Origin of the sequence: Streptomyces sp. NPDC007808, from assembly GCF_042868655.1 — a bacterium.
Taxonomy (GTDB): domain Bacteria; phylum Actinomycetota; class Actinomycetes; order Streptomycetales; family Streptomycetaceae; genus Streptomyces.
In genome coordinates, this window is the sequence record NZ_JBIAEQ010000005.1 from 587674 (window position 1) to 612130 (window position 24457).

The 24457-nt window shown below is 71.9% G+C and carries 19 protein-coding genes and 2 pseudogenes; 9 read left to right on the top strand and 12 right to left on the bottom strand.

Going from position 1 to position 24457, the window contains the following annotated elements; all coding sequences use genetic code 11:
• Positions 1–12 precede the first annotated feature (12 nt).
• A complete protein-coding gene (locus ACFYNL_RS21850) occupies positions 13–1584 on the bottom strand; it encodes a M1 family metallopeptidase (RefSeq protein ID WP_388806036.1) in 1572 nt (523 codons plus the stop codon).
• 252 nt (positions 1585–1836) lie between these two features.
• On the opposite strand from ACFYNL_RS21850, the gene ACFYNL_RS21855 reads away from it, so the two are divergent.
• Complete coding sequence (locus ACFYNL_RS21855; protein WP_388806038.1) at positions 1837–4056, top strand: NADP-dependent isocitrate dehydrogenase; 2220 nt, start codon at positions 1837–1839, stop codon at positions 4054–4056.
• A 149-nt stretch (positions 4057–4205) separates the two neighbouring features.
• On the opposite strand, the gene ACFYNL_RS21860 is transcribed toward ACFYNL_RS21855, so the two are convergent.
• Complete coding sequence (locus tag ACFYNL_RS21860) at positions 4206–4535, bottom strand: DUF5713 family protein (RefSeq protein ID WP_388806040.1); 330 nt, start codon at positions 4533–4535, stop codon at positions 4206–4208.
• Positions 4536–4583: 48 nt separating this feature from the next.
• Between ACFYNL_RS21860 and ACFYNL_RS21865 the strand changes: the two genes are divergently transcribed.
• The gene (locus ACFYNL_RS21865; protein ID WP_388806042.1) at positions 4584–5381 is read left to right on the top strand and encodes an N-formylglutamate amidohydrolase; all 798 of its coding nucleotides are present in this window, start codon (positions 4584–4586) and stop codon (positions 5379–5381) included.
• Between the two features lie 9 nt (positions 5382–5390).
• On the opposite strand, the gene ACFYNL_RS21870 is transcribed toward ACFYNL_RS21865, so the two are convergent.
• The 3 genes from ACFYNL_RS21870 to ACFYNL_RS21880 are packed head-to-tail and all read right to left on the bottom strand — an operon-like array spanning position 5391 to position 7947.
• Positions 5391–5867 carry a hypothetical protein gene (locus ACFYNL_RS21870; RefSeq protein ID WP_388806261.1) on the bottom strand — a complete coding sequence of 159 codons (477 nt, stop codon included), beginning with the start codon at positions 5865–5867 and terminating at the stop codon, positions 5391–5393.
• An 8-nt stretch (positions 5868–5875) separates the two neighbouring features.
• Positions 5876–6451: an RNA polymerase sigma factor gene (locus ACFYNL_RS21875; protein WP_388806044.1), complete on the bottom strand. Its 576-nt coding sequence runs from the start codon at positions 6449–6451 to the stop codon at positions 5876–5878.
• Positions 6452–6510: 59 nt separating this feature from the next.
• A complete protein-coding gene (locus ACFYNL_RS21880) occupies positions 6511–7947 on the bottom strand; it encodes a S8/S53 family peptidase (protein WP_388806046.1) in 1437 nt (478 codons plus the stop codon).
• Between the two features lie 148 nt (positions 7948–8095).
• On the opposite strand from ACFYNL_RS21880, the gene ACFYNL_RS21885 reads away from it, so the two are divergent.
• Complete coding sequence (locus ACFYNL_RS21885) at positions 8096–10663, top strand: CHAT domain-containing protein (RefSeq protein WP_388806263.1); 2568 nt, start codon at positions 8096–8098, stop codon at positions 10661–10663.
• 33 nt (positions 10664–10696) lie between these two features.
• On the opposite strand, the gene ACFYNL_RS21890 is transcribed toward ACFYNL_RS21885, so the two are convergent.
• Positions 10697–12547 (bottom strand): LuxR C-terminal-related transcriptional regulator, encoded by a 1851-nt coding sequence (locus ACFYNL_RS21890; RefSeq protein ID WP_388806048.1) that lies wholly within the window; start codon positions 12545–12547, stop codon positions 10697–10699.
• A 94-nt stretch (positions 12548–12641) separates the two neighbouring features.
• Here ACFYNL_RS21890 and ACFYNL_RS21895 point away from each other — a divergent pair, with 94 nt between their 5' ends.
• Positions 12642–13727, top strand: a complete 1086-nt coding sequence (locus tag ACFYNL_RS21895) for a M12 family metallopeptidase (RefSeq protein ID WP_388806050.1) — start codon at positions 12642–12644, stop codon at positions 13725–13727.
• 433 nt (positions 13728–14160) lie between these two features.
• Here ACFYNL_RS21895 and ACFYNL_RS21900 read toward each other — a convergent pair whose 3' ends face one another.
• Positions 14161–14799 (bottom strand): hypothetical protein, encoded by a 639-nt coding sequence (locus ACFYNL_RS21900; RefSeq protein WP_388806052.1) that lies wholly within the window; start codon positions 14797–14799, stop codon positions 14161–14163.
• Between the two features lie 303 nt (positions 14800–15102).
• Here ACFYNL_RS21900 and ACFYNL_RS21905 point away from each other — a divergent pair.
• Positions 15103–15675, top strand: a pseudogene (locus ACFYNL_RS21905) (MarR family winged helix-turn-helix transcriptional regulator).
• Positions 15676–15697: 22 nt separating this feature from the next.
• Here the strand turns inward: ACFYNL_RS21905 and ACFYNL_RS21910 are convergent.
• Positions 15698–15985, bottom strand: a pseudogene (locus tag ACFYNL_RS21910) (gamma-glutamyl-gamma-aminobutyrate hydrolase family protein); the annotation flags it as partial.
• Between the two features lie 54 nt (positions 15986–16039).
• On the opposite strand from ACFYNL_RS21910, the gene ACFYNL_RS21915 reads away from it, so the two are divergent.
• Positions 16040–16795 (top strand): class I SAM-dependent DNA methyltransferase, encoded by a 756-nt coding sequence (locus tag ACFYNL_RS21915; RefSeq protein WP_388806054.1) that lies wholly within the window; start codon positions 16040–16042, stop codon positions 16793–16795.
• Positions 16796–16825: 30 nt separating this feature from the next.
• On the opposite strand, the gene ACFYNL_RS21920 is transcribed toward ACFYNL_RS21915, so the two are convergent.
• Both ACFYNL_RS21920 and ACFYNL_RS21925 read right to left on the bottom strand, forming a co-directional pair.
• Positions 16826–17284 (bottom strand): RrF2 family transcriptional regulator, encoded by a 459-nt coding sequence (locus tag ACFYNL_RS21920; protein ID WP_388806056.1) that lies wholly within the window; start codon positions 17282–17284, stop codon positions 16826–16828.
• Between the two features lie 70 nt (positions 17285–17354).
• A complete protein-coding gene (locus ACFYNL_RS21925; protein ID WP_388806058.1) occupies positions 17355–18608 on the bottom strand; it encodes an acyl-CoA dehydrogenase family protein in 1254 nt (417 codons plus the stop codon).
• A gap of 582 nt (positions 18609–19190) precedes the next feature.
• Here ACFYNL_RS21925 and ACFYNL_RS21930 point away from each other — a divergent pair.
• From ACFYNL_RS21930 to ACFYNL_RS21940, 3 genes are read left to right on the top strand one after another with little or no spacing between them, the layout of a single operon-like run.
• The gene (locus tag ACFYNL_RS21930; RefSeq protein WP_388806060.1) at positions 19191–20297 is read left to right on the top strand and encodes an ABC transporter substrate-binding protein; all 1107 of its coding nucleotides are present in this window, start codon (positions 19191–19193) and stop codon (positions 20295–20297) included.
• A gap of 38 nt (positions 20298–20335) precedes the next feature.
• Positions 20336–21142 carry an ABC transporter ATP-binding protein gene (locus ACFYNL_RS21935; protein WP_388806062.1) on the top strand — a complete coding sequence of 269 codons (807 nt, stop codon included), beginning with the start codon at positions 20336–20338 and terminating at the stop codon, positions 21140–21142.
• Complete coding sequence (locus ACFYNL_RS21940; RefSeq protein ID WP_388806063.1) at positions 21129–22040, top strand: ABC transporter permease; 912 nt, start codon at positions 21129–21131, stop codon at positions 22038–22040. The genes ACFYNL_RS21935 and ACFYNL_RS21940 overlap by 14 nt, the downstream gene beginning before the upstream one ends.
• A gap of 36 nt (positions 22041–22076) precedes the next feature.
• Here ACFYNL_RS21940 and glpK read toward each other — a convergent pair whose 3' ends face one another.
• Together glpK and ACFYNL_RS21950 are read right to left on the bottom strand one after the other, a co-directional pair.
• Positions 22077–23591, bottom strand: coding sequence for a glycerol kinase GlpK (gene glpK / locus ACFYNL_RS21945; protein ID WP_388806065.1), 1515 nt, complete (start codon positions 23589–23591; stop codon positions 22077–22079).
• Between the two features lie 42 nt (positions 23592–23633).
• Entirely contained in the window at positions 23634–24401 is a 768-nt protein-coding gene (locus ACFYNL_RS21950; protein WP_388806067.1) for an IclR family transcriptional regulator, read from the bottom strand.
• Positions 24402–24457 lie beyond the last annotated feature (56 nt).

Genomic DNA, 24457 nt, shown 5'->3' on the forward strand with positions numbered 1-24457 from the left:
CCCGCGGGACGACTACAGGGTGGCCGAGTTGTCGTGGTAGTGGCCACCCCGCCGGCTGTGCGGCGCGACGAGCGACGGGTTCACCTGGGTGACCGTCCAGTCCGGGTGCCCGGGCATCCGGGGCGTCTTGGTGCCGTACAGCCAGTCCTGGAGGAATCCGGACACATCCTGGCCCGAGACCTCCGAGGCGACGGCGATGTAGTCCGCCGTGGACGCCGAGGAGTTGCGGTACCGGGCGAGGAAGGCACGCTCCAGGGCGTTGAAGGCCGCCTCGCCCACGAGGTTGCGCAGCGCGTACAGGACCAGGACGCCGCCCAGGTAGCGCTGCGACTCGAACAGGTTCGCCGCGTTCGGTGCCGCGACCGGGCCCCAGTCGCGGCGCCACTGGTCGCCGCGCGCGTAGGTGTCCTTCATCCGGGCTTCCATGGTGGTCATGCCCAGGGAGTCCGGCCAGCCGCGCTCGTAGCGGTAGAGCAGCCCGTAGAAGTCGGCGTGGCCCTCGTTCAGCCACAGGTCGGCCCAGGTGGCCGGGCTGACGCTGTTGCCGAAGTAGGAGTGGACCAGCTCGTGCATCATGTGCGAGCCGATCTTCTTCTCCTCCTGCAGGAGGTAGTTCGGCTTGTAGATGGTGAGGGTCTGGGTCTCCAGGCCGGTGAAGTCGAAGGCGTCCGGGGCGTCGGAGTTGCAGGGCAGCAGTCCGTACGTCTCGAAGGGGTACGCCCCGAGCCGCGCCTCGATCCACTCCACCAGCTTCGGCGTCAGCGCGAGCGCCGGTTCCAGCGCCGCGGCCCGCGCCGTCGGGACGACGTCGCGCAGCGGCAGCCCGTGCGGACCCTGCCGGTCCTTCACCACGTAGTCGCCGACCGTGATCTGCACCAGCTCCGTGGCCATGGGCTCACGCGAGCGGTACGTGTAGGCGGTGCGGTCGCCGCTCAGGCTCTCGGTGCGCACGAGCAGGCCGGTGGCCACGCCGCGCAGGGTGTTCGGGACGGTGAGGCGGAAGGAGAAGTCGGTCTTGTCCGAAGGGTGGTCGTTGCAGGGGAACACGGTGTGCGCGGAGTTCGGCTGGCAGCACACCGCGAACCCGTCCGGCGTGTCGACCCAGCCGGTGTGGGGCAGATCACGTCGCGGGTCCGCCGTGTACTCCACGCGGAGGGTGGCCGAGCACTTGGCGGGCAGGCTCCGTGCGGGTGTGACGCGGAGCTTCTCGTCGACCTGCTCGTAGGTCGCCTTGCGGCCGCCGACCCGGACGGCGCGGACGTCCAGTCCGAGGGCGTCGAGGGAGAGGCGGGTCAGGGCCCGGGTGGTTCGGATCTTCAGGGTCGCGGTGGCGTCGACGAGCCGGGTCGCGGGGTCGTAGGAGAAGTCCAGATGGTAGGCCTCGACGCGGTAGCCGTCGTTGCCGAGGGCCGGGAAGACCGGGTCGCCGAGGGTCTCGGGTCCCGGCTCGCCGGAGGTTTTGGCGGCCGACGTCCCCGTCTGCTGCGTCGTCGGTGTCGCGTGCGCGCCGGGCGCGGCGGTCAGGGCGGCGGCGGTGCCGAACAGGGCGGCCGCGGGGGCCGTCACTCGGGTGCGATATCTCATGGTCCGCTTTCGCTCGGGCGGCCGGGTGGTCGGGTCCGGCCGCCGGAATCGGTGATCTCCGGTTCGGTGATCTGCTTACATGACCACCGGACGGGCCCCTGAGGTTGCACGGACGCGCCGCTTCCTCTTAGCGCCGGGCGCGGTGGGCGGGGGTGGCCCCCACCCGCCTGTGTGCGGACCCCTGTCGAGTACAGGTCGATCACGAGATATCTTGATGTCGAGCAATGTTGCAGACGTGGAGCGGAGCACCCGGTGACTGACTCGACCATCATCTATACGCACACTGACGAGGCCCCGGCCCTGGCGACGTATTCCTTCCTGCCGGTGGTCCAGGCGTACGCCTCGCAGGCGGGTGTCGCCGTGGAGACGCGTGACATCTCGCTGGCCGGCCGCATCATCGCGGTGTTCCCGGAGTACCTGACCGAGGACCAGCGCATCCCGGACGCGCTGGCGGAGCTCGGTGAGCTCGCCAAGACGCCCGCGGCCAACATCATCAAGCTGCCGAACATCTCGGCGTCGATCCCGCAGCTCAAGGCGGCCATCGCCGAACTGCAGGGCCAGGGCTACGCGCTGCCGAACTACCCGGACGACCCCAAGACCGACGAGGAGCGGGAGATCCAGGCCCGCTACGACAAGATCAAGGGCTCCGCGGTGAACCCGGTCCTGCGCGAGGGCAACTCCGACCGCCGCGCCCCCGCCTCGGTCAAGAACTACGCCAAGAGCCACCCGCACCGCATGGGTGCCTGGACCGGCGAGTCCAAGACGAACGTGGCGACCATGGGCCGCAACGACTTCCGCTCCACCGAGAAGTCCGTCGTGATCTCCGAGGCCGGCGCGCTGAGGATCGAGCACGTCGCCGAAGACGGCGCCACCACCGTTCTGCGCGAGTCCGTACCGGTCCTCGCCGGTGAGGTCGTCGACGCCTCCGTGATGCGCGTCGCCGCGCTGCGCGAGTTCCTCACGGCGCAGGTCGCCCGCGCCAAGGAGGAGGGCGTGCTGTTCTCCGTGCACCTCAAGGCGACGATGATGAAGGTCTCCGACCCGATCGTCTTCGGCCACGTCGTGCGCGCCTTCTTCCCGAAGACCTTCGAGCGCTACGGCGCCGACCTCGCCGCCGCCGGTCTGACCCCGAACGACGGTCTGGGCGGCATCTTCAAGGGCCTGGACGCCCTGCCGAACGGCGCCGAGATCAAGGCGTCCTTCGACGCCGAGCTCGCCGAGGGCCCGGCCCTGGCGATGGTCGACTCCGACAAGGGCATCACCAACCTGCACGTGCCGTCCGACGTGATCGTGGACGCCTCGATGCCGGCGATGATCCGCACCTCCGGCCACATGTGGGGCCCGGACGGCCAGGAGGCCGACACCCTCGCGGTGCTGCCTGACTCCTCCTACGCCGGGGTCTACCAGGCCGTCATCGACGACTGCCGCGCCAACGGCGCCTACGACCCGTCGACCATGGGCTCGGTCCCGAACGTCGGCCTCATGGCGCAGAAGGCCGAGGAGTACGGCTCCCACGACAAGACCTTCGAGATCAAGGCCGCCGGTACGGTCCGCCTGGTCGACCAGGCCGGCAACGTGCTCATCGAGCAGCCGGTCGCCGAGGGCGACATCTTCCGCGCCTGCCAGACCAAGGACGCGCCGATCAGGGACTGGGTGAAGCTGGCCGTCACCCGCGCCCGCGCCACCGGGGACCCGGCCGTCTTCTGGCTGGACGAGACCCGCGCGCACGACGCCAACCTGATCGCCAAGGTCAACGCGTACCTGCCGGAGCACGACACCGAGGGCCTGGACATCCGCGTCCTCGCCCCGGTCGAGGCCACCAAGCTGTCGGTGGAGCGCATCCGCCGCGGCGAGAACACCATCTCGGTGACCGGCAACGTGCTGCGTGACTACCTGACCGACCTGTTCCCCATCCTGGAGCTGGGCACCAGCGCCAAGATGCTGTCGGTCGTCCCGCTGATGGCGGGCGGCGGCCTGTTCGAGACGGGCGCCGGCGGCTCCGCGCCCAAGCACGTCCAGCAGCTGGTCAAGGAGGACTACCTGCGCTGGGACTCCCTCGGTGAGTTCTTCGCGCTGGTGCCGTCCCTGGAGCAGTACGCGACCGCCACCGGCAACACCCGCGCGAAGGTCCTCGCGGACACGCTGGACCGCGCCACGGCCACCTTCCTCAACGAGGACAAGTCGCCGACCCGTCGCGTCGGCGGCATCGACAACCGCGGCAGCCACTTCTACCTGTCCCTGTACTGGGCGCAGGAGCTGGCCCGGCAGACCGACGACGCGGACCTGGCCAAGGCCTTCGCCCCGCTCGCCGAGACGCTCGCCGCGAACGAGCAGAAGATCGTCGACGAGCTGATCGCCGTCCAGGGCAAGCCGGCCGACATCGGCGGCTACTACCAGCCCGACCCGGCCAAGGCCGCCGCGGTCATGCGCCCGTCGGCCACCTGGAACGAGGCGCTCGCGTCCCTGAGCTGACGCGAGGGTCCGAACGGGCCACCCGATGAGCGATCCCGCCCCGACCGGCCCACAGCCGGCCGGGGCGGAGCCGTACGGCGACCGGCCACGACGGCGCAGCAGACGCCGACGACGCACGGCACGGGAGAAGGCGTGGACGGTCAGGCGCCTCACCAGTCCCGTGTGGCGATCAGTTCCTCCACGTCCGCGTCCGCGAAGCCGTAGGCGTCGGCCACGAACCAGAACTCCTCGGCTATCTCCTCCCGAGCCACGGTCTCGATGTCGAAGTCCTCGTCCTGAAGGTCGTTGAACTCGTCGGTGGCCTCATGGGTCAGGACGTACAGCGCGGCCAGGTCGGCGGGCCGTTCCGCCTCGATGCGCTCGCACAGGCGCAGCAGGATCTCCTTGCCCCGGTCCACCATGTGGTCGGGGTAATAGCCGTCCGCGTAGAGCGACTTGAGGAACGGGTGCGCTGTCACCCGCTGGTTGCCGATGTTCATGCTGTGATGGTGCACCACACCACTGACAACGCCCCGGGAGCAGACCTCATGACCTCAGCCGAACCGTCGTTCGAGCTGCTCCCCGGCGCCGACGGGTCGCCCGTGATCCTGCATGTGCCGCACTCCGCGCGGAAGATACCGCCCGAGGTGCGCGCGGGGATCGTGCTGGACGACATCGCGCTGGAGCGGGAGCTGGACCACATCGTCGACGCGCACACCGCGACGCTCGCACAGAGGGCGGCCCGGGCGTCACGACTCACGCCATGGCGGTTCGTCAACCGGCTCTCGCGGCTCGTCGTGGATCCGGAGCGGTTCCCGGACGAACGCGAGGACATGCTGGCCGTCGGCATGGGCGCCGTCTACACGAAGACCACCCACCGCGCGGATCTACGTCCGCCGGACAGCGACCCGGAGCCGCTCATCGAGCGGTACTTCCGGCCGTACGCGAAGGCCATGACGCAGGCCGTGGCCGACCGGCTCGCCGCCACCGGCCGGGCCGTGATCATCGACGTCCACTCCTATCCCAGCGCCCCGCTCCCCTACGAACTGCACGGCGAGGGTCCGCGGCCGGCGATCTGCCTGGGCACCGACTCCTTCCACACGTCGCCCGAGCTGCTGGCGGCGGCCCGGGAGGCGTTCGCGCCGTGCGGGGGGACAGGGCTGGACAGCCCGTTCAGCGGCACCTACGTCCCGCTGGCGTTCCACGGCGCCGAGGCCCGTGTCGACGCGTTGATGATCGAGATCCGCCGGGACGTCTACATGACGGAGCCGGGCGGTCCGGCCGGTCCCGGACTCACCCGGCTCGCACGGGCGTTGGCGGCGCTGGTGGACGCCGCGGCACGCTGATCCGGCGGCTCAGGCCCGCAGCCACTCCGTGACCACGACCTCGCCGCCGGTCCGCAGCCGCAGGGCGAAGGGGCCGCTCGGCGGAGCCTCGCTGGTGAAACGGCCCATGGCGTCGGCGTCGACCGGCACGGCGGTCTGCGGCCCGGCGAGCACCTCGATCCGCGCCTGCTGCGGCGGCAGCACCTGCCCCATCAGGCCCTGTGCGGTCACCTCCACGTCGACGGTGACCTCCCCCGCGCGGAACGTCAGCATCCGCGGTGTGTCCGTCGCTCCCCTGACCGGAATGGCGTCCACGACCGAGTCGAAGGTCAACTCGGCGATACGGGCGTCCAGGTCGTGCAGCGCGAAGGCCTCGACGGCGATCTGCTGCAGGTCGGCCGGCACGGGGTCCAGGATCGCGGCGGCCTGACGGAGCTCCTCCTCCAGCAGCCCTACGTCGAACCCGTCGTCGCCGGGGGGCTCCTCGTCCCTCATCTCGTCGTGCATGTCGTCGTTCACAGCGCTCCCCGTGCGTCGAGTCGGGCCCGAAGGCGGCGCAGGCAGCGCTGGCGCAGTGGCCCGATGCTGCCCACGGCGATGCCCAGTGCGGCGGACACCTCCTGGTAACTGGGCGGCGGTGAGGCCATCAGCACCCGCAGCAACTGACGGCAGCGGTCACCGAGTTCCTCGAACTCCTGCCACATCCAGCGGATCCGCTCACCCTCCGCGGCCGCCTCCTCGGAGTCCAGCACGGACTGTTCGGGCGTACGGTCCTCGCTGACCCGGTCGAGCAGCTGCGGATCGTTCGTCACGGTCAGCCGCCGCAGACTCTTGAGCACCTTCAGGCACTCGTGCCGAGCGGTGCTGGCGAGCCAGGACCCGGCCTTCTCGGGTTCCCGGATCCGCCCGAGGTTCTGGGCGAAGCGGAACCAGACGGTCTGGTACACCTCGTGGGCGTCGGCGTCGCTGAGCCGGTGCGCGCGCACCACGGACCACACCAGTGGGCTCAGTCCTTCCACGAGCGCCTTCCAGGCCGCCGCGTCGCCGTCGACGGCGGACTGGACCAACGCACCGACATCTGCACGGTCCACAGCCCCACCCCTCGTGTACGGCAAGCAATCGTACGCCGCGGAGGGGACGGTTCCGACCCTCATGACCGAGGTGCCGGGAGCACGACCGGGACAGGGCGCCAGGTCGGGGGACGCAGGGCCGGTACGTGCGCCCCTCGCACCTCGGCGTAGCCGGAGTTCGCCGCGAGCATCTTGTAGCGGGCCACCCGCGGGTCGCTCTCCTGCTGCCCGCTCATGTGCGCCGCGATCATGCCGGCCACGAGGGGGGTGGCGAACGAGGTGCCGCTCCAGCAGGCGAACCCCTCGAACATCACCTGGTCGGGCTTGGTGGTGCCGCCCTCCTCGCTCAACACGCCGTTGTGGCGCGGGGACTGGCAGGTGCAGGAGTAGCCGAAGCCGTAGCGGCAGGCGTCGTAGGTGGAGTGCTGGTAGACGTACGGCACGGGCGTGTCGAAACCGGTGAGGAGGCTGGTGAGGCGCTCGCCGGGGGCGTAGGCCTTCACCCAGGCGCCGTGGTTGCTGAAGCAGGCGCCGAACTCGCCGTCGCTGCGCAGCGCTCCGACCGACAGCACGACGTCCTGGTACTCGGGCAGGTCGGCGTAGGCGGCGGGCCAGAAGGGGGTGGCGCTGCCGTTGTTGCCGGCGGCCGCGACGAGCAGGGTGCGCTGTTCGCGCAGTTCCTGCATGAATGCCTCGACGCCGAGCAGGCCGTCGGTACGCCCGTTGGAGGTGCCGGCCGAGAGGCTGAGGATGTCGGGCCAGCCGCCCGCGTCGACGGCCTCGAAGAGCTTCTCGCCGAACTCGGACTCCAGGATGGCGCCGGCGTCGTTGAGGGAGTTGCGGACCGTGATGTCGGTGTTGGGTGCGACGGCGGCGACGAGGCCGGCGATGAACGTGCCGTGTCCGACGTACTCCTGGAGGACGCCGTCGCCGTCGCACTCCTGGATCTGCGCGTCGCCCTCGGTGTGGGCCAGCAGCGGGTGGGACCGGTAGTCGTGCATGAGACCGGTGTCGACGACGAGGACACCGATCGCGGTGTCCGCCTCGTACGTGCCCTCGGCCGGGGCGGGGTTGAGTCCCCCGGCCGTCGGGGCGGGCGCCGGTTCGTCGCCGGGGCAGGAGTTGACCCCGGGTGCGATCGCCACGAGGTGGTTGCGGCTGACCAGGCGCCGTCCGGCCCGGCCCTCGGTCTCCCGCAGCGCGCGCAGGGCGTGCGCGACGGTGCGGTCGCCGCGCGGGTCGCCCTCGCCGGGGTCGCCGACCTGGATGCGGGTGATGCCCGAGCGGTTGGCCCGCGGGGTGACACGGCGCACGCGGTCCTGCACGAGGTCGGGTTCGGCGGTGAAGTGCGCCCGCACGGTGTCCTCGACGAGGCGGGCGTCCTCGCCGTCGCGGACCAGCACGTAGCCCTTCTCGTAGATGAACTCCGCTGAGTCGTCCGGTCCCATCGCGAGGGGGACGTCGGGCATGGAGCGCTGGATCTGCGCGAACTGCTCGTGGAATCGCTGTGGTGCCATGGCGTGTCCTCCTGCTGAGGCGACGGTCGTCAGTCAGAGCCGTGCGGTCGCTGATTGATACAGCGCCAAACCGGTGTGGCACGGTTCCGGGGCAACTACCATCCGTGGAGTGACAGCGGGAAGCGACTCGGTTCTCGAACTGCTGCCGATGGTGTTCGCCGCACCCAACGACGCGCTGGCGAGGGCGGAAGGGGTTCTCGACGCCGATCCGTCGCCGTGGCACGCATCCGTCGCGCACCAGGTGATCGGTATCTGGCAGCGGGACTGGGGCGACATGCGCATCGCCCTCCACCATCTGCGGCGTGCCCGGGACCTCGCGGCCCGCGCGGAGTCGGCCGACCGGGAGGCGGACGCCCTGGCGGCGCTCGGGGTCGCGTTGGTGCACGCGGGGCGCACGCAGCAGGGCCTGGCCGCGCTGGAGCGCGGGATCGAGCGCGGCAGCGGTCACACCCGGGCCCGGGTGCTGTTCCGCCGGGCCTACGCCCGCTGGGTGCTCGGCCGTCACCGCGAGGCGCTGGAGGACGTGCGCCGGGCCATCCCCGTGCTGCGGCAGGTGGAGGACGTCATCTGGACGGCCCGGGCCCTGACCCTGCGGGCGACGGTGCATCTGGCGCTCGGGGCGGTGGAGCGTGCCGACGCCGACTTCACCGCGGCCGAGGCGCTGTGGGACACCACCGGCCAGGAGCACGACAAGGCCGACGCGGTGGAGAGCCGGGGGCTCGCGGCGTTCCGGGCGGGTGACATCCCGGCGGCGCTGCGGCTGCTCGACGAGGCCGAGGAGCGGTACGCCAAGCTCGGCACACCGACGTTCATGCTCAACATCCGCCGCTGCGAGGTGCTCATGGCCGCGGGGCTGGCCCGGGAGGCGCTCGCCGAGGCCGACGCGGCGATCACCGTGCTCGACGGCATCGGCGGCCAGTCCACCCGCAAGGCCGAGCTGCTGCTGGCCGCCGCGCGCGCCGCCCTGCCGGCGGGTGACGCGCACACGGCGATCGCGCGCGCCGACATGGCCGTACGGCTCTTCGCGGGGCAGCGGCGCGGCTGGTGGGAGGCGCATGCCCGGCTGGTGCTGATCGAGGCGCGGGTGGCCGCCGGACGCAGTTCGGGCCGGCTGGTCGCCGACACGGCGGCGGTGGCCGAACGGCTGGCCTCCTTCGGCGCGCCGGCCGCCCCGGAGGCCTCGCTGCTCGCGGGCCGGATCGCGCTGTCGCTCGGGTGGCGGGCGGACGCCGAGCGGCATCTGGCCGTGGCCGCGCGCAGCAGGCGCAGCGGTCCGCCGCTGGCGCGGATGACGGGCTGGGCGGCGCAGGCGCTGCGGGCCCGGGCCGCCGATTCCAGCAGGGGGGTCCTGGAGGCGTGTCGGCGCGGCCTGGACGTGCTCGACGCCCACCGCATGACGCTGGGCGCCTCCGAGCTCAGGGCCCGTGCCACCGCGCAGGGCGCGGAACTCGCCGCCCTGGCCCAGCAGGCGAGCGTCGATACGGGCAGTGCGCGGAGGTTGCTGGTGTGGAGCGAGCGCTGGCGGGCCACCGCGCTGTCCGCACCGCCGACCCGGCCGCCGGCCGACCCGGAACTGCAACGCCATCTGACCGCGTTCCGCGAGATCGCGGCCCGTGCGGAGGCCGCCCGTAGGGAGGCCCGGCCCGTTCCGGCGCTGGAGCGTGAACAGCGGCGCCTGGAACGGGAGATACGCTCCCGGACCCTGCACATGCGCGGTGACGCGCCCGGCGACGGCTACCGCTTCGACACGGGCCGGCTGCTGGAACGGCTCGGTGACGACGTACGCCTGGTCGAACTCGCCGTCCTGGACGGGCGGGTCCAGGTACTGCTGTGCGGTCAGGGGCGGGTACGCCGGTTCGCGGCCGGGCTGCTGGCCGAGGCCGAGGGCGAGGCCGAGCACGTCCAGGCCGGTCTGCGGCGGCTCGCGCATCCGGGCGCCGAGGGGCGGCTGCCGATCGTGGAGGCCGCGGGCAGGCGGCTTCAGGAGTTGTTGCTCGGCCCGGCCGCCGCTCATCTGGGCGAGGGGCCCGTCGTGGTCGTGCCGCCCGCCCGGCTGCACCGGGTGCCATGGGCGCTGCTGCCGGCGCTGCGCGAGCGGGTGCTCAGCGTGTCGCCGTCGGCGAGCAGCTGGCTGCGCGCCCGGGAGACCGAGCCGCCGCCCGGCGGCCGGCATGTGCTGGTACGCGGCCCGGGGCTGGCGACCGGTGGCGCGGAGGTGCCGCATCTGGCCTCCCGGTACCGCGGATCCGTCGTCCTGGAACACGCGGACGCGAGGGTGCCGCGGGTGCTGGAGGAGCTCGACGGGGCGGCACTGGCCCATATCGCGGCACACGGCACCTTCCGCGCCGACAGCCCGCTCTTCTCGGACCTGCGGATGGCCGACGGGCCGCTCATCGTGCACGACTTCGAGCGCCTGGAGCGCAGCCCGTACCGGATCATCCTGTCCTGCTGCGACACCGCCCGTTTCGCCTCGGTCGGCGCCGACGAGCTGCTGGGACTCGTCACCGCCCTGCTGCCGCTCGGCACGGCGGGGGTGGTGGCGAGCAGCGCGCCCGTCAACGACGCGGCGGTCGTGCCCCTGATGCTCGCGCTGCACAAAGGGCTGAGCGAGGGGCGCTCCCTGGCGGAGGCCCTGCGGGACGCGCGCGCCGCGCTGCCGGGTGACGCGCTGCACCAGGCGACCGGATGGGCGTTCTCGGCGTTCGGGGCGGCTTGATCGCTCGCGGCGCCGCTGTCCGAACCCGTTCCGCTACGCCGGCTGCACACGGGGCGGCTCCATCAGCCAGGGCAGCGCGCCGCGGTCGCCGGCGCCGAGGCGGGCGTAGGCGCCGTAGAGGTGGTTGCCGACCGTGCGGACGGACAGGGTGAGTTTCTCGGCGATCTGCCGGTTGCTCAGCCCCGTGGCCGCCAGAGTGACGATCTGCCGTTGCCGTGCCGTCAGTTCGCCCAGGACGAGTCCGGACAGGGCCGGGGTACGGGCGCCCTGGCAGCGGCGGGCCAGAGCGACGGCACGCGTGCGTGCGGTGCGCGCGGCCCTCGGGTCCCGGTGGGCCCGTACGGCCTGGGCGTGCGCCTCGGCGGCGAACAGCAGGAAGCCGCGCTCCTCCAGCTCCGCGGCGACCCGGTCGAGCGCCGGACCGTCGCCGCGGCCCAGCGCGTCGGCGTGTGCGGCGAAGACGCCCGTCAGGCGGCCCGCGGCCCGCTCGGGGAAACCGAGGCGGACGGCGTCGTACGCGTCGCCGGTGAGCGTCTCGCTCACTTCCTCGGCGTCACCGCGGGCCGCTGCGGGCCGGGTGGCCGCCCCACCCCCGTCGGGGCGGCCACCCAGGATCTCGTGCGCTGTGGTCGGATCACCCGACTGCGCCGCGGCGAGGACGAGTTCGCGTCGGCAGGACGGGTCGTCGCCGCCTCGCAGCCCCTCGCGCGCCCATGCCGCCGCCTCGCGCAGCTCCCCGCGCAGCCGGGCGAACCCGGCGCGTACGGCGGCGTATCCGGCCGGCACCCCGGCGCCCTCCGCGACCAGCCACTCCCCCACGGGCGCCGGTACGGCCCGTACGTCCGCCCGCTCGATACGGCGGGTCAGCGCGGCGCCCTCCGCGTCGAGGGCGAGGGCGCACCGGTCGGGCGTGCGGGACAGCCGCCTCGCCCGCAGCCTGCCGACCGCGTCCCGCAGCACCGGGCCGTGCAGGGGGTGGGCGAGGCGGACGGCGCCGCGGTCGTCGACGCGGACGAGGCCGTCGGCCTCCAGGTGCTCCAGCGCGTCCCGTTCGGCTCCGTCCGGGTCGAGTTCGTCCGGGCCGAGGGGCAACGGCTCGGCGAGGGCGAGGCGTTCGAGGACGGCGCGTTCGGCGGGGTGACGGCGGTCGAGGACATGGGCGGTGTGCTCCCGTACGGCCGCGGTGATCGGCAGGGGCCCGCGCCACGCCCACTCCGCCGAGTCCGGGTCCGGGTCCCAGGGCGTGGCGGGGACGCGGGTGAGCAGTCCGCGCTCGCGCACGGCGGCGACCAGGTCGCGCAGCAGCCGCAGGTCTCCCTGGCACAGGAGGTGCAGCCGGTTCACGGTGAGGGGTTCGAGGTCGATGCCGGCTCCGTCCGTCAGCAGCCGGGCCGTCTCCTCGCGAGGCAGCGGTTCCAGGGCGAGGCGGGGCAGGAGTTCGCCGGTCCACAGGCGGGAGACGGCGGCCGGGATGGGCCCGCCGTCGGTGCTGACGACCAGCAGACGGGTACGGCCGTGCACGGCCAGCTGATGGACCAGGGCGGCGGAGGCGTCGTCGAGCAGATGCGCGTCGTCCACGACCAGCAGGCGCACCCCGGAGAGCTGCTGGAGCGCCTCGTGCAGGGAGACGGTCTCGGGAACGAGGTGCGCGAACGCGGCGAAGCGGATGTGACGTGCCTCGGGGGTGCCGGTCACCTTGGCGCAGTCGGTGCCGCGGACGGCCTCGGTGACGAGCCGGGTCTTGCCACGGCCCGCCGGTCCGGTGAGCACGATGCCGTGCCGGCCGGCTGTGAAGGACGCCCGGAGCAGTCGCAGTTCGTCCTCGCGGCCGGTGAACGGCCAGGAGGTGTCGAGGGTCTTGGCGTCCCGTTCGAAAGTCGTCACGGTAAGGGGAGCGCGATGACTCACTCCTGATACAGGGCGACTTGAGTAGCCCTCGACTCAGGCGCCCGCCGCGGCCCGACGGCACCCTGTTCGCATGACCGCACGGTTCTGCTCCCTCGCGCAGCAGCCGGCACCCGCCTTCGCGCCGGGGCTGGCCGCCGAGCGGCTCGGCGCGCTCCTCGGCGGGCGGCGGATGTGGGTCAACGGCACCGTTCTGCACTACTGCTTCTTCGACCGGGACTCCGACGGGTCCGTGATCCCCGACCCGGAGACCGGGCGGACCCGGCATGTGTCGTGGGTCGGCGGCAAGAAGCAGCGGGACGTCGTGCGCGAGTGCTTCCAGGAGTGGCAGAACCTGGGCATCGGGTTGTCGTTCGTGGAGGTGAGCGACCGGTCGGAGGCGGAGTTGCGCATCGGGTTCCAGCTCGGTGACGGCTCCTGGTCGACGGTCGGCAAGGACGCGCTCCGGGTCGGCCTGAACGAGCGCACCATGAACTTCGGCTGGGACCTGACCGAGCCCGGGGAGCGCGGCACGGCCCTGCACGAGATCGGGCACGCGCTGGGCATGCTGCACGAGCACCAGAGCCCGTTCGCCGGGATCCACTGGGACGAGGAGGCCGTGTACGCGGATCTGGCGGGCCCGCCTAACTTCTGGAGCCGGGACCGGACGTTCTTCAACATCCTGCGCAAGCTCGACCCGCGTGAGGTCAACGGCTCCGTCTGGGACCCGCAGTCGATCATGGAGTACCCCTTCTCGGCCGGGCTGATCCTGGAGCCGGAGCAGTTCCGCGCGGGGCTCAACCCGCCGGGCGCGCTCTCCGAGGCCGACAAGGAGTTCGTCCGCCGCTGGTACCCGCCGGCCGCGGCACGAGGCCCGGCCGAGCTGGTGCCGTTCCGCTCGGTGCCGCTGCGGCTCGGCCGGGCCGGGCAGGCCGACTTCGTCGTCGAGCCGCCGGAGACCCGTGCGTACACGGTGGGCACCTTCGGGGACGGTGACGCCGTCGTCGTGGTCTTCGAGGAACGGGACGGTGAACCGCGCTACCTCTCCGCCCAGGACGACGGCGGCACCCCGCACAACGCCGCCGTCCGGGTCCGTCTCGTCAAAGGCCGCCGCTATGTCGTCCGAGTGCGCCAGTACTCCAGCTGGGGTTCCGGGCAGACCGCGGTGATGTGCTGGTGACGGCACGGGGCCGCTGACGGGGCCCTTCACAGTCCGGCGCCGGGGGAAGCGGCCGGGCACGCCGCCTTCGGGGGACAGTGTCGTTCAGGCACTGCGGCGGTGTGCTCGGCCCCACGCTCGTCGGGTCCGCCGCACGGGGGTAGCGGCGGACCCGACGTCGTGCCGGGCAGGGCCGACCGGCGGCGCCAGTGCCGTAGCAGGCAGCGTTCGCGGCGCCAGTGCCGTAGCAGGCAGCGTTCGCCCCTTGTGTGGTCCTGCCTGTCGACGGATTCGGTCCCCGGCGAAATCGACCGATGGCCGTAGCGCTTCCGGATCAGACGGTGCCGGGACTCGACGACGGTGCGTAGGCGCCGGTCGTCGACGGCGCGGCATTGCGGGCGTGCGAAGGCCCGGCCGCGCACGGGCGCGAGCCGGGCCGGTCAGTGGGTGCAGGTCAGCAGGTCTCCCCGAACTTCACTGCGGTGAGCGTCACCGGCTGTCCGTCGAGCTTCGCGCCGGCGGCGGGTTCCGTCGTGCACACCTGCCAGTTCGACTCGATCAGCACCATGCGGTCCTGCCCTGAGGCGTCGTTGACGGTGATGCTCGTGCTGCTGTCGAGGGCGGTACGGGCGACCTTCACCGACTTGCCCGCGAAGTCGGGCATCGTCGAGCCGGCGGCTTCGGGCTCGGCGCCCTCGTCCTCGGCGGGGCAGGTCTCTTCGAGTTTGACCGTGGCGAAGTCGACCTCTGTGTCGGTCGGGTGCTTGCCGGCTTTCGGGGTCTGGGAGCAGACCTTCCAGTTGCGGTCGAAGGCTTGCATGCGGCCGCGGCCGAGGGCGTCGTGCGAGGTCAGGCTGTAGAACCCGGCTTCCTGGGCCTGGTCCTGCGCGGACTGCAGGCCCTTGCCGGCCATGTCCGGCAGGGTGACGGTCTCGGCCTTGGCGATGTCGCTGCCGGTGTCGGCCTTGCCGTTGCTGCCCTGGCTGGGCTTGGAGTTGGTGCTGCCGCTGGCGTCGGCGCCGCCTTCGCAGGCGGTCAGGGTGAGCAGGGCGGCGGCAGCGACGACTGCGACGGTGGCCGTGCGCTTGATCATGGTTCCCCCATGTGTGGTGCGTCTGTTGCGGGAGCATCATGCGCCATGTGGAGAGAACGTGGATGCCAAGTGATGTTCCCGTGACACGAATGAGTGTCAGTGGCATCCGTTCCGGCATCCGTTCCGGGCATGCCGGTGCCGACCCCGCGCTGATCCGGTCGCCTCGTGTGGTGCTTAATGCGCCCGGCATCGGCCGGGCCGGCGCAGTGAGCGGCCCGCGCGGCGGACGGTCGGGGGCGTTTCGTGCAATTTAAACCCGAACGACACCCGCTGTCCGACGCGCCCCGCGGCGAAGGAGCACCGATGCCCGGCCAACGATCGATCACCGAAGCCGAGAAGCTCGCCGAAGCCGAGTTCGGCGGCCTCCCGCTGCACCGGGAGCAGATGGCCGTGGTCGCCAACATCCACCGCGCCGCCTCCGCGGTCCGCCAGCATCTGGAGAACTCCGTGCTGCGGGGGGCGGATCTGACCTAGACGGGGTTCGTGGTGCTGTGGGTGGTCTGGGTGTGGGGCGAGTCGGAGACCCGGCATGTCGCGGAGGAGGCCGGGATCTCCAAGGGGACGCTCACCGGCGTGTCGCGGACGCTGGAGGGCCGGGGGCTGCTGCGGCGGGCCGGGCATCCGACCGACGGCCGGCTGGTGCTGCTGAGCCTCACCGAGGAGGGCGAGGCGCTGATGCGGCGCCTTTTCCCGGCGTTCAACGAGGAGGAGGCGTTCGTCGCCGGGCGACTGAGTGACGAGGAGTGCCGCAGCGTCGCGGAGGGGCTGCGGCGGGTGGTGCTCCAGGTCGAGGAGCACGGCGAGGAGCGCCGGGTAGCCCTGCTCGACGGGGCGGAGCCGGCACCGCGGCGCAGCGGGCGGCGGTCGAAGGCCTGAACCCGGCCCCCGGTCCCCCGCCTCAGCGGCGCCCGCCCGCCGCCCCTACCAGGGCGTCGAAGAGACCCTGCTGCGCCGGGTCCCGGTCCGCGGTGTCCTCGGGGTGCCACTGCACCGCGCTGAACCACCCGCGCGCGTCCCGGAGTTCGAGCCCTTCGACCGTTCCGTCGGCGGCTCGCGCGGTGATCGTGAGTCCCTCGCCGAGGCAGTCGACCCGCTGGTGGTGGTAGCAGGACACGTCCGTCGTCAACGGCATCAAGAAGCTGCCGGTCGAGGTCACCCTCGCCTGACCGCTTCTCAGCAGGCGCGGACCGGCGCGGAAAATCGGGTGCCCCGGCGCCATGGCCGGAAGTACGGTCCTCGTGTGATCGATGACGACGGTGACTTCGACGACGGTTACTTCGGGGAGAACATCGCGGCCGACTACGACGAGTCGGCGGCGGACATGTTCCGGCCCGAGGCGGTGGACCCGGCGGTGGACCTGCTGGCGGAGCTGGCCGGCGACGGCCCGGCCCTCGAACTCGGCGTCGGCACGGGCCGGATCGCCCTGCCGCTGACCGCCCGGGGTGTGCCGGTGCACGGGATCGACATGTCCCGCGCCATGGTGGACCGGCTGCGCGCCAAGCCCGGCGGCGAGGCGGTCGACGTGACGATCGGGGACTTCGCGACGACGCGGGTGAAGGGCGAATTCGCCCTCGTCTACCTGGTGTTCAACACCATCAACAATCTGACCACGCAGGACGCCCAGGTCGACTGCTTCCGCACCGCGGCCGCCCACCTGCGGCCCGGCGGCCGGTTCGTCGTCGAGGTGGGCGTGCCCGAACTGCGCAAGCTCCCGGCCGGGCAGACGGCCGTGCCGTTCCACATCAGCGACACGCGCTGGGCGTTCGACACCTACGACGTCGCCACCCAGGCGATGAGTTCCCACTACGTCACCATCGTCGACGGCCGGGCCGAGCACTGGTCCGTCCCGTTCCGCTACGTCTGGCCGGCCGAGCTGGACCTGATGGCCCGGCTCGCCGGGCTGCGCCTGCGCGACCGGTGGCAGGACTGGACGCGCGAGCCCTTCACCAGCGAGAGCGGCAAGCACGTCTCGGTGTGGGAGAAGCCGGCCGACTGAGGTTGCGGCCGCTCACCGACGGCGGGCGCGTCAGGGATTGGTCCACGCCTCGGGGTCGTCCGCGAGACCCAGGACATCGTCGGGAAGCTTGGCCGCCGCCACGTGGGCCAGGGTGACCTCACCGAGGATCTTGCGCACGTTGGCGCGTACGGCGATCCACAGCGGGAGCAGGGACTCCGCGGGGCCGGTGTAGGAGAGGTCGGGCGGGCGCACGCCGCGCACCGAGACCAGGGGGCCGTCCGCCACCCGGATCACGTCGGCGATGGCGATGGAGTCCGCCGGGCGAGCGAGCCGGTAGCCGCCCTTGCCGCCTCGTTGGCTGGTCACGAGGCCGCCCCTGCGCAGGTCGCCCAGGATGCCTTCGAGGAACTTGTGCGGGATGCCCTGCGCCTCGGCGATCGCTTCGGCCTTCAGCGAGGTGTCTTCTCCCGCCGCGGCCAGCTCCAACGCCGCCCGCACCGCATAGTCCGCCCTGGCCGAGATCCGCATGCCGTGATTATCCATCACGACCGCGCCGCCGCCCTCACCGCCGGCCGCGGGCGCCGCATTCGCCCGCGGATCAGCCGGGCAGGCTGAACACCGGATGCGCTCCGTTGAGGAAGTAGTCCCCGACCTCGCGCAGCCGGTGGGCGACCGGCTCGCGCAGGGTGTGGGTCCGCGTGTCGCGCCAGAAGCGGTCCAGGCCGTGTCGCGCCAGGGCGGCGGGCGCGCCGACAGCGTCCAGTGCACGCGTCGTGATCTCCTGCGCGGCCCGAAAGGCGGCTGCCTGCGCCGCACTGGCGAGCACGGCGATCTCCGCGCACTCCTCGTCGTCGAGTTCCTCGCCCCGCGCGAGCCCGTCCGCCAGTGCGGCCACGGCCTGGTCGGCGAGGGCGGACGCGGCACGCGCGGTGACGGCGAGTTCCCCGTACGCGGTCAGCACGGACGGGTCCTGCGGCGGGCCGCCCGGCCAGGGTGGAGGCGGGCCGCCCGGCCAGAGCTGGGCGGAGAGCGGCTGCAGCAGGGGTGACAGCGCCCTCTTGTGCTCGCGGACTTCGCCGAGCAGCCCTTCGGTGACGCCCAGACAGACCTGGGCGGAGACCAGCCGGGCGGTGGGGGCGGCGAGACCGGCGAAGGGTGACAGGGCCCCCTCGTCGGCGGAGAGCGAGCCGAGCACGCCGTCCCCGGCCACCGGTACGGAGTCGAACAGGACGGCACCGCCGGCCGCCAGCCGCTGCCCGAAGGTGTCGTCGCCGCTGCCGCCCACCAGGCCCGGGTGGGCGGGATCGGCCAGGACGGCGAGGGGCTCGCCGGTGCCGGGCACGGCTGCCCGGACCACCAGCCGGTCGGCGACCCCGACCCCCGAGCCGTACCTCTGATGGCCGTCCAGGAGGTAGCCGTCGGCCGTGGGGGTGAGCGTGAGCGGCGGTTCGTGCGAGGCGACGCCGCCGCCCCAGTACCACCGGCCGGCCGTGAACGCCCGTTCCACGCGGGCGACTTGTTGAGGGGCAGCGAAGAACCGGGGGCTGTGGGACAGGAAGTAGTGGCTGCCCAGGAGGTGTCCGACGGCGCCGTCGGCGGCGGCGAGGATCCGCACGACCGCGTAGGCGGTGGGCCAGTCGGCGCCTCCTCCCCCGTGCGCGGTGGGGACCAGCAGGGTCAACAGGCCTGCTTCGCGGAGACGTTCGACCTCGTCGAGTGGCGGTCGGCCCGCTTGCTCGCGCTCGACCGCGTCCGTGGCGAGGTCGTCCGCCAACTCGCGGGCGATGTGCGGCCAGTCGGCCGGCGCGGCCGCGGGCTCGGTCACCTCGTCGGCCGGTGGTGCGCTTGTCATGGCACTTCCTTCACGGCGGAGGAGAACGCTGTCCCGGGCTTTCGGCCGACCCGGTCCGCGTCATCCTCACCCGCTTCACCGAGGGGGGTCAACACTTCCCTAGTAATTCGATCGGAAATATAGGGAACATGCATCACCCTCTGAGCCAGCCCCAGTCGAGAGGGCGGGAGCGACCACGCCTGACCTCACTGTTTTCGAATACCGAGACACGTACGTCCATAATATGAACACGCCCTTGGGGGCCGCGCCTCTTTCTGCCACTATCCCCATCAACCAGGTAGGAAAACTAGGGAACTGCGGGGTGGGGTGGCCATGCGTACGCGCAATCGCACAGACCTGCCGCCGCACCTTCTGACCTCGCGTCGTCACATCGACTTCGGGCGTACGCGCAGCGCCCTCTGTCGGCCCGTCTGAGACCGGCCGCGGCTCCTGCCCGCGCCGCACCGCGACAGCCCTCCGTGCCGTCCCGCGCTCCCCGCCCTCCCGCCCGACGCCGGGCGACCGGTGTACCGGTGCGCTCCCCGGCGCCTTGGCCTCCATCGCCGTACCTTCCTGATCGCACGTTCCTGAGAGGACACCTCCGTGTCTGCCGCAAGACCGCTCACCACCCTCCGCACCTTCGCCGCCCTGGCGGCGCTTCCCCTGCTGCTGACCGCATGCGGCTACGGCGCCGAGTCCACCGACACCGGAAAGCAGGCCGAGGTCGCGGCGGGCGCCAAGAAGCTCTCCGCCGACGAGGTGAAGATCGGCTACTTCCCCAACCTCACGCATGCCACCGCCCTGGTCGGCATCCAGGAGGGCCTGTTCCAGAAGGAGCTCGGGGGCACCACGATCAAGCCCTCGACGTTCAACGCCGGTCCGTCGGAGATCGAGGCGCTGAACTCCGGCTCCATCGACATCGGTTGGATCGGCCCGTCCCCGGCGATCAACGGCTACACCAAGGCGGCCGGCAAGAACCTGCGCATCATCTCCGGCTCGGCCTCCGGTGGTGTGAAGCTCGTCGTCGACCCGGAGAAGATCAAGTCCCTGGGGGACGTCAAGGGCAAGAGGATCGCCACCCCCCAGCTCGGCAACACCCAGGACGTCGCCCTGCTCAACTGGATCTCCGAGCAGGGCTGGAAGGTCGACGCGGAGAGCGGCAAGGGCGACGTCTCCGTGGTCCGCACGGACAACAAGATCACGCCCGACGCCTACAAGTCCGGCTCGATCGACGGTGCCTGGGTTCCCGAGCCGACCGCTTCCAAGCTGGTCGCCGAGGGAGCCAAGGTGCTCCTCGACGAGGCCGACCTGTGGCCGGACAAGAAGTTCGTGATCACGAACATCATCGTCCGGCAGGCGTTCCTGAAGGAGCACCCGGACGTCGTGGAGGCCGTGCTGCGCGGCTCGGTGAAGACCAACGCGTGGATCGACGCCAACCCGGACAAGGCCAAGGCCTCCGCCAACGCGGCGCTGAAGGCGGAGTCCGGCAAGGCGCTGCCCGCCGACGTCATCGACCCGGCCTGGAAGTCGATCACGTTCCTCGACGACCCGCTGGCCTCCACCCTCGGCACCGAGGCGGAGCACGCGGTCGATGCGGGGCTGCTGGAGAAGCCCGATCTGAAGGGCATCTACGACCTCAGGCTGCTCAACAAGGTCCTCAAGGCCGAGGGCGAGGACGAGGTCGACGACGCCGGTCTCGGCGTCGAGTAAGAGCACCGCACACCAAACGCCCCCAGGAGATGACGAGCATGGCCACGACGACGGCCCCGACCGCCAGGATCGCCGAGGACGCACCGGCGCCGACCTACGCCGCCCGGATCGAGCACGTCTCGAAGTCCTTCCCGGCGCCGGGCACCCCCGGCGGGCAGCAGCTCGTGCTGGACGACATCACGCTCGATGTCGGGCCCGGCGAGTTCGTCACCCTCCTGGGGGCCTCCGGTTGCGGCAAGTCCACACTGCTCAACCTGGTCGCCGGGCTCGACCGGCCCTCCGCCGGCTCGATCGGCACGGACGGCCGGCCCGCCCTGATGTTCCAGGAGCACGCGCTGTTCCCGTGGCTGACCGCGGGCAGGAACGTCGAACTCGCCCTCAGGCTCAGGGGCGTCGCCAAGGCCGAGCGGCGCCGGGAGGCGGAGCGACTGCTGGACCTCGTCCGCCTGCAGGGCGCGTACGGCAAGCGGGTGCACGAACTGTCCGGCGGCATGCGCCAGCGGGTCGCCCTGGCCCGCGCGCTCGCCCAGGACAGCCGGCTGCTGCTGATGGACGAGCCGTTCGCCGCCCTGGACGCGATCACCCGCGACGTCCTGCACGACGAACTCACCCGGATCTGGCACGAGACGGGGCTGTCGGTGCTGTTCGTGACGCACAACGTGCGCGAGGCCGTGCGGCTGGCCCAGCGGGTCGTGCTGCTGTCCTCCCGTCCGGGCCGTGTCGCGCGTGAGTGGACGGTCGACCTGCCGCACCCGCGCCGCATCGAGGACGGCGCGGTCGCCGAACTCTCCGCCGAGATCACCGAGGAACTGCGTGAGGAGATCCGCCGCCATGGCCGGCACTGACAACGGGGTCGCCGTCGAGGGCGACAGCAAGAAGGACAGCGCCGAGGACCTGGCCGGACTGGAGGCCGGGCTCGACGCCCTGGACTCGGTGCAGATCGGGCGTACGCCGCTGCGCGAGACCCTCACACGCAAGGTGCTGCCGCCCGTCACCGCCGTCGTACTGGTGCTGGTGGTCTGGCAGCTGCTGGTGTGGGCCGAGGTGGCGCCCGCCTACAAGCTGGCCTCGCCCTCGGACGTCTGGGGCGAGGTCCGCGAGGCGTGGCTCCAGGGAACGCTCCTCGACTACATCTGGACCTCCGTCTCACGCGGCCTGCTCGGCTTCCTCATGGCCCTCGCCATCGGTACGCCGCTCGGACTGCTGGTCGCCCGGGTGAGGTTCGTCCGGGCGGCGCTCGGCCCCATCCTCTCCGGCCTGCAGTCGCTGCCGTCGGTGGCCTGGGTGCCGCCCGCCGTGCTGTGGCTGGGTCTGAACAACTCGATGATGTACGCCGTGATCCTGCTCGGCGCCGTCCCGTCCATCGCCAACGGCCTGGTCGCGGGCATCGACCAGATCTCCCCGCTCTTCCTGCGTGCCGGTCGCACCCTCGGCGCCACCGGACTGCGCGAGGCCGGGCACATCGTGATGCCGGGAGCCCTCCCGGGGTACCTCGCGGGCCTGAAGCAGGGGTGGGCCTTCTCCTGGCGCTCGCTGATGGCGGCCGAGATCATCGCCTCCTCGCCCGATCTCGGCGTGGGCCTCGGCCAGTTGCTGGAGAACGGCCGCAACAACAGCAGCATGCCGCAGGTCTTCCTGGCCATCTTCCTGATCCTGCTCGTGGGCGTCGCCATCGACCTGCTGGCCTTCAGCCCGCTGGAGCGGCGAGTGCTGCGCGGGCGAGGGCTGCTGGTCACCCGCTGAACTGCGGGAGCCCGACGGGGAGTTCGTGAGGGCGGGTCACTGGCGACCCGGCGACTGGATCCACCCCAGGGACCGCTCGACGGCTCGCTTCCAGGAGGCGTACTCCCACTCCCGCCGTTCGGGGTCCATGTCCGGGAGCCACTGGCCGGCCATGTGCCAGTTGCGCCGCAGGACCTGCAGGTCCGGCCAGTAGCCGGCCGCGAGTCCGGCCGCGTACGCCGCGCCCAGTGACACCGTCTCGTGGACGAGCGGCCGTACCACGGGCACGTCGAGGACGTCGGCCAGGATCTGCATGAGGAGGTGGTCCGAGGTCATGCCGCCGTCCACCTTGAGCTGCTTCAGGGCGAGCGCGGAGTCGGCGTTCATGGCGTCGACGACCTCCCGGGTCTGCCAGCCGGTGGCCTCCAGGACGGCCCGGGCCAGGTGCCCCTTGGTGATGTACGAGGTGAGGCCGACGATGACGCCGCGGGCGTCACTGCGCCAGTGCGGCGCGAACAGCCCTGAGAACGCGGGGACGATGTAGCAGCCACCGTTGTCCTCGACGGTGAGCGCGAGCGTCTCGATCTCAGGAGCGCTGTGGATCAGGCCGAGCCGGTCGCGGAACCACTGCACCAGCGAGCCGGTGACGGCGATCGGGCCTTCCAGGGCGTAGACGGTCGGCTGGCCCGCGATCTTGTACGCGACCGTGGTGAGGAGTCCGTGCTCGGAGCGTACGAGGTCGGTTCCGGTGTTCATCATCAGGAAGCTGCCGGTGCCGTAGGTGCACTTCGCCTCGCCCGGTGAGAAGCACGTCTGACCGAACAGGGCCGCCTGCTGGTCGCCGAGAGCGGCCGTGATGGGCACGCCGGGCAGCAGTGCGCGGGCCTCGCCGTAGCTCTCCGCGGAGGGGCGGATCTCCGGCAGCATCGAGCGCGGCACCCCGAAGAAGTCCATGAGCGCCTCGTCCCAGGTCAGCGTACGGATGTCCATCAGCATGGTGCGGCTGGCGTTGGTGGCGTCGGTGATGTGCAGGCCGCCGTCCGTACCTCCGGTGAGGTTCCAGATCAGCCAGCTCTCGATGGTGCCGAACAGCAGCTCACCGTCGCGGGCGCGGCGTTCGAGGCCGTCGACATGGTCGAACAGCCAGCGGATCCGCGGCGCGGAGAAGTAGGTCGACGGCGGCAGGCAGCAGTGGTCGAGGAAGAACGCGTCCCCCGGCTCCGTCCTCAGCTCGTCGACGAGCTGCGCGGTGCGCGTGTCCTGCCAGACGATCGCATGTCCGAGGGGGACCCCGGTCCGCGGGTCCCAGAGCACCGACGTCTCCCGCTGGTTGGCGATCCCGATGGCGGAGATCTGCCCGGCGTCGATCCCGGCGTTGGACAGCGCCTCGGGTACGACGCGCTGCAGATTGCGCCAGATCTCGACGGCGTCGTGCTCGACCCAGCCGGGCCGGGGGAAGTACTGCTGGTGCTCCCGCTGGGCGACCGCCGCCAGTCGTCCCCCGTGGTCGAACAGGATGCATCGGGTGGAGGTGGTGCCCTGGTCGATGGACATCACATACCGCTCAACCATGATCGGCCCTGCCTTCCGATGTGTCGCGGAGGCCGCGGTGGCCTACCAGCGGGCCGCGCCCAGGTCTCTGGAGATCGCGCGTGCCGCCTCGCGCAGCACGGTGATCAGGGCCGGGAGGGGCCGGCCTTTGGTGTCGCAGATCCGTTCGACGGCGCCGGACACCCCGATCGAGCCGACCACCAGGCCGCCCTGTCCCCGGATCGGCGCGGCGATTCCGGCTTCGCCCATGCTCATCTCCTGCACCTCGGCGCCCCAGCCGAGGTCCCGTATCTCGCCGAGCGCCCGGGTGAGCTGCTCCGGGTGAACCAGGGTGTGCCGGGTGTACGCCTCCGGTTCTCCCTCCAGAAGGGGGTCGAGGGGGGTGGCTCCGTAGGCCAGCAGGACCTTGCCGAGCGAGGAGGCGTGCAGCGGCAGCAGCGCGCCGACGTCCAGGGTCTGGAGGGTGTCGTCCGGCCGGAAGACATGGTGGATGACGAGCACCTTGCCCTCCAGGGGCGTGCCCAGGCGGACCGCCTCCCCGCTGCGGGCGGCCAGGGCGTCGGCCCAGTTGATCGAGCGCGAACGCAGTTCGTTGACGTCCAGGTAGCTGGTACCTAGGTGCAGCAGAGCGGCCCCGAGCTGGTACTTTCCGGTCGTGGGGTCCTGCTCGACGAAGTCCACGTGCTGAAGCGTGCGCAGGATTCCGTGGGCGGTGCCCTTGGCGAGGCCCAGCGAGGAGGCCACCTCTCCCAGCCCGAGCCGACGGGATCCACCGGCGAGCAGGCGCAGGATCGCCGCCGCCCGCTCTATCGACTGGACTGGGCCGGCCATGAGGCGATGGTAGTCCGGGTTTTTCCGGTTCGGGACTGTCGTTCGGTAATGCCGAC

Bases quoted from the DNA above. Each gene is read 5' to 3' on its own strand.
- ACFYNL_RS21850 (WP_388806036.1), bottom strand. From the start codon at position 1,584: ATGAGATATCGCACCCGAGTGACGGCCCCCGCGGCCGCCCTGTTCGGC.
- ACFYNL_RS21860 (WP_388806040.1), bottom strand. From the start codon at position 4,535: ATGAACATCGGCAACCAGCGGGTGACAGCGCACCCGTTCCTCAAGTCG.
- ACFYNL_RS21865 (WP_388806042.1), top strand. From the start codon at position 4,584: ATGACCTCAGCCGAACCGTCGTTCGAGCTGCTCCCCGGCGCCGACGGG.
- ACFYNL_RS21870 (WP_388806261.1), bottom strand. From the start codon at position 5,867: ATGCACGACGAGATGAGGGACGAGGAGCCCCCCGGCGACGACGGGTTC.
- ACFYNL_RS21880 (WP_388806046.1), bottom strand. From the start codon at position 7,947: ATGGCACCACAGCGATTCCACGAGCAGTTCGCGCAGATCCAGCGCTCC.
- ACFYNL_RS21885 (WP_388806263.1), top strand. From the start codon at position 8,096: ATGGTGTTCGCCGCACCCAACGACGCGCTGGCGAGGGCGGAAGGGGTT.
- ACFYNL_RS21895 (WP_388806050.1), top strand. From the start codon at position 12,642: ATGACCGCACGGTTCTGCTCCCTCGCGCAGCAGCCGGCACCCGCCTTC.
- ACFYNL_RS21900 (WP_388806052.1), bottom strand. From the start codon at position 14,799: ATGATCAAGCGCACGGCCACCGTCGCAGTCGTCGCTGCCGCCGCCCTG.
- ACFYNL_RS21920 (WP_388806056.1), bottom strand. From the start codon at position 17,284: ATGCGGATCTCGGCCAGGGCGGACTATGCGGTGCGGGCGGCGTTGGAG.
- ACFYNL_RS21925 (WP_388806058.1), bottom strand. From the start codon at position 18,608: ATGACAAGCGCACCACCGGCCGACGAGGTGACCGAGCCCGCGGCCGCG.
- ACFYNL_RS21935 (WP_388806062.1), top strand. From the start codon at position 20,336: ATGGCCACGACGACGGCCCCGACCGCCAGGATCGCCGAGGACGCACCG.
- ACFYNL_RS21940 (WP_388806063.1), top strand. From the start codon at position 21,129: ATGGCCGGCACTGACAACGGGGTCGCCGTCGAGGGCGACAGCAAGAAG.
- glpK (WP_388806065.1), bottom strand. From the start codon at position 23,591: ATGGTTGAGCGGTATGTGATGTCCATCGACCAGGGCACCACCTCCACC.
- ACFYNL_RS21950 (WP_388806067.1), bottom strand. From the start codon at position 24,401: ATGGCCGGCCCAGTCCAGTCGATAGAGCGGGCGGCGGCGATCCTGCGC.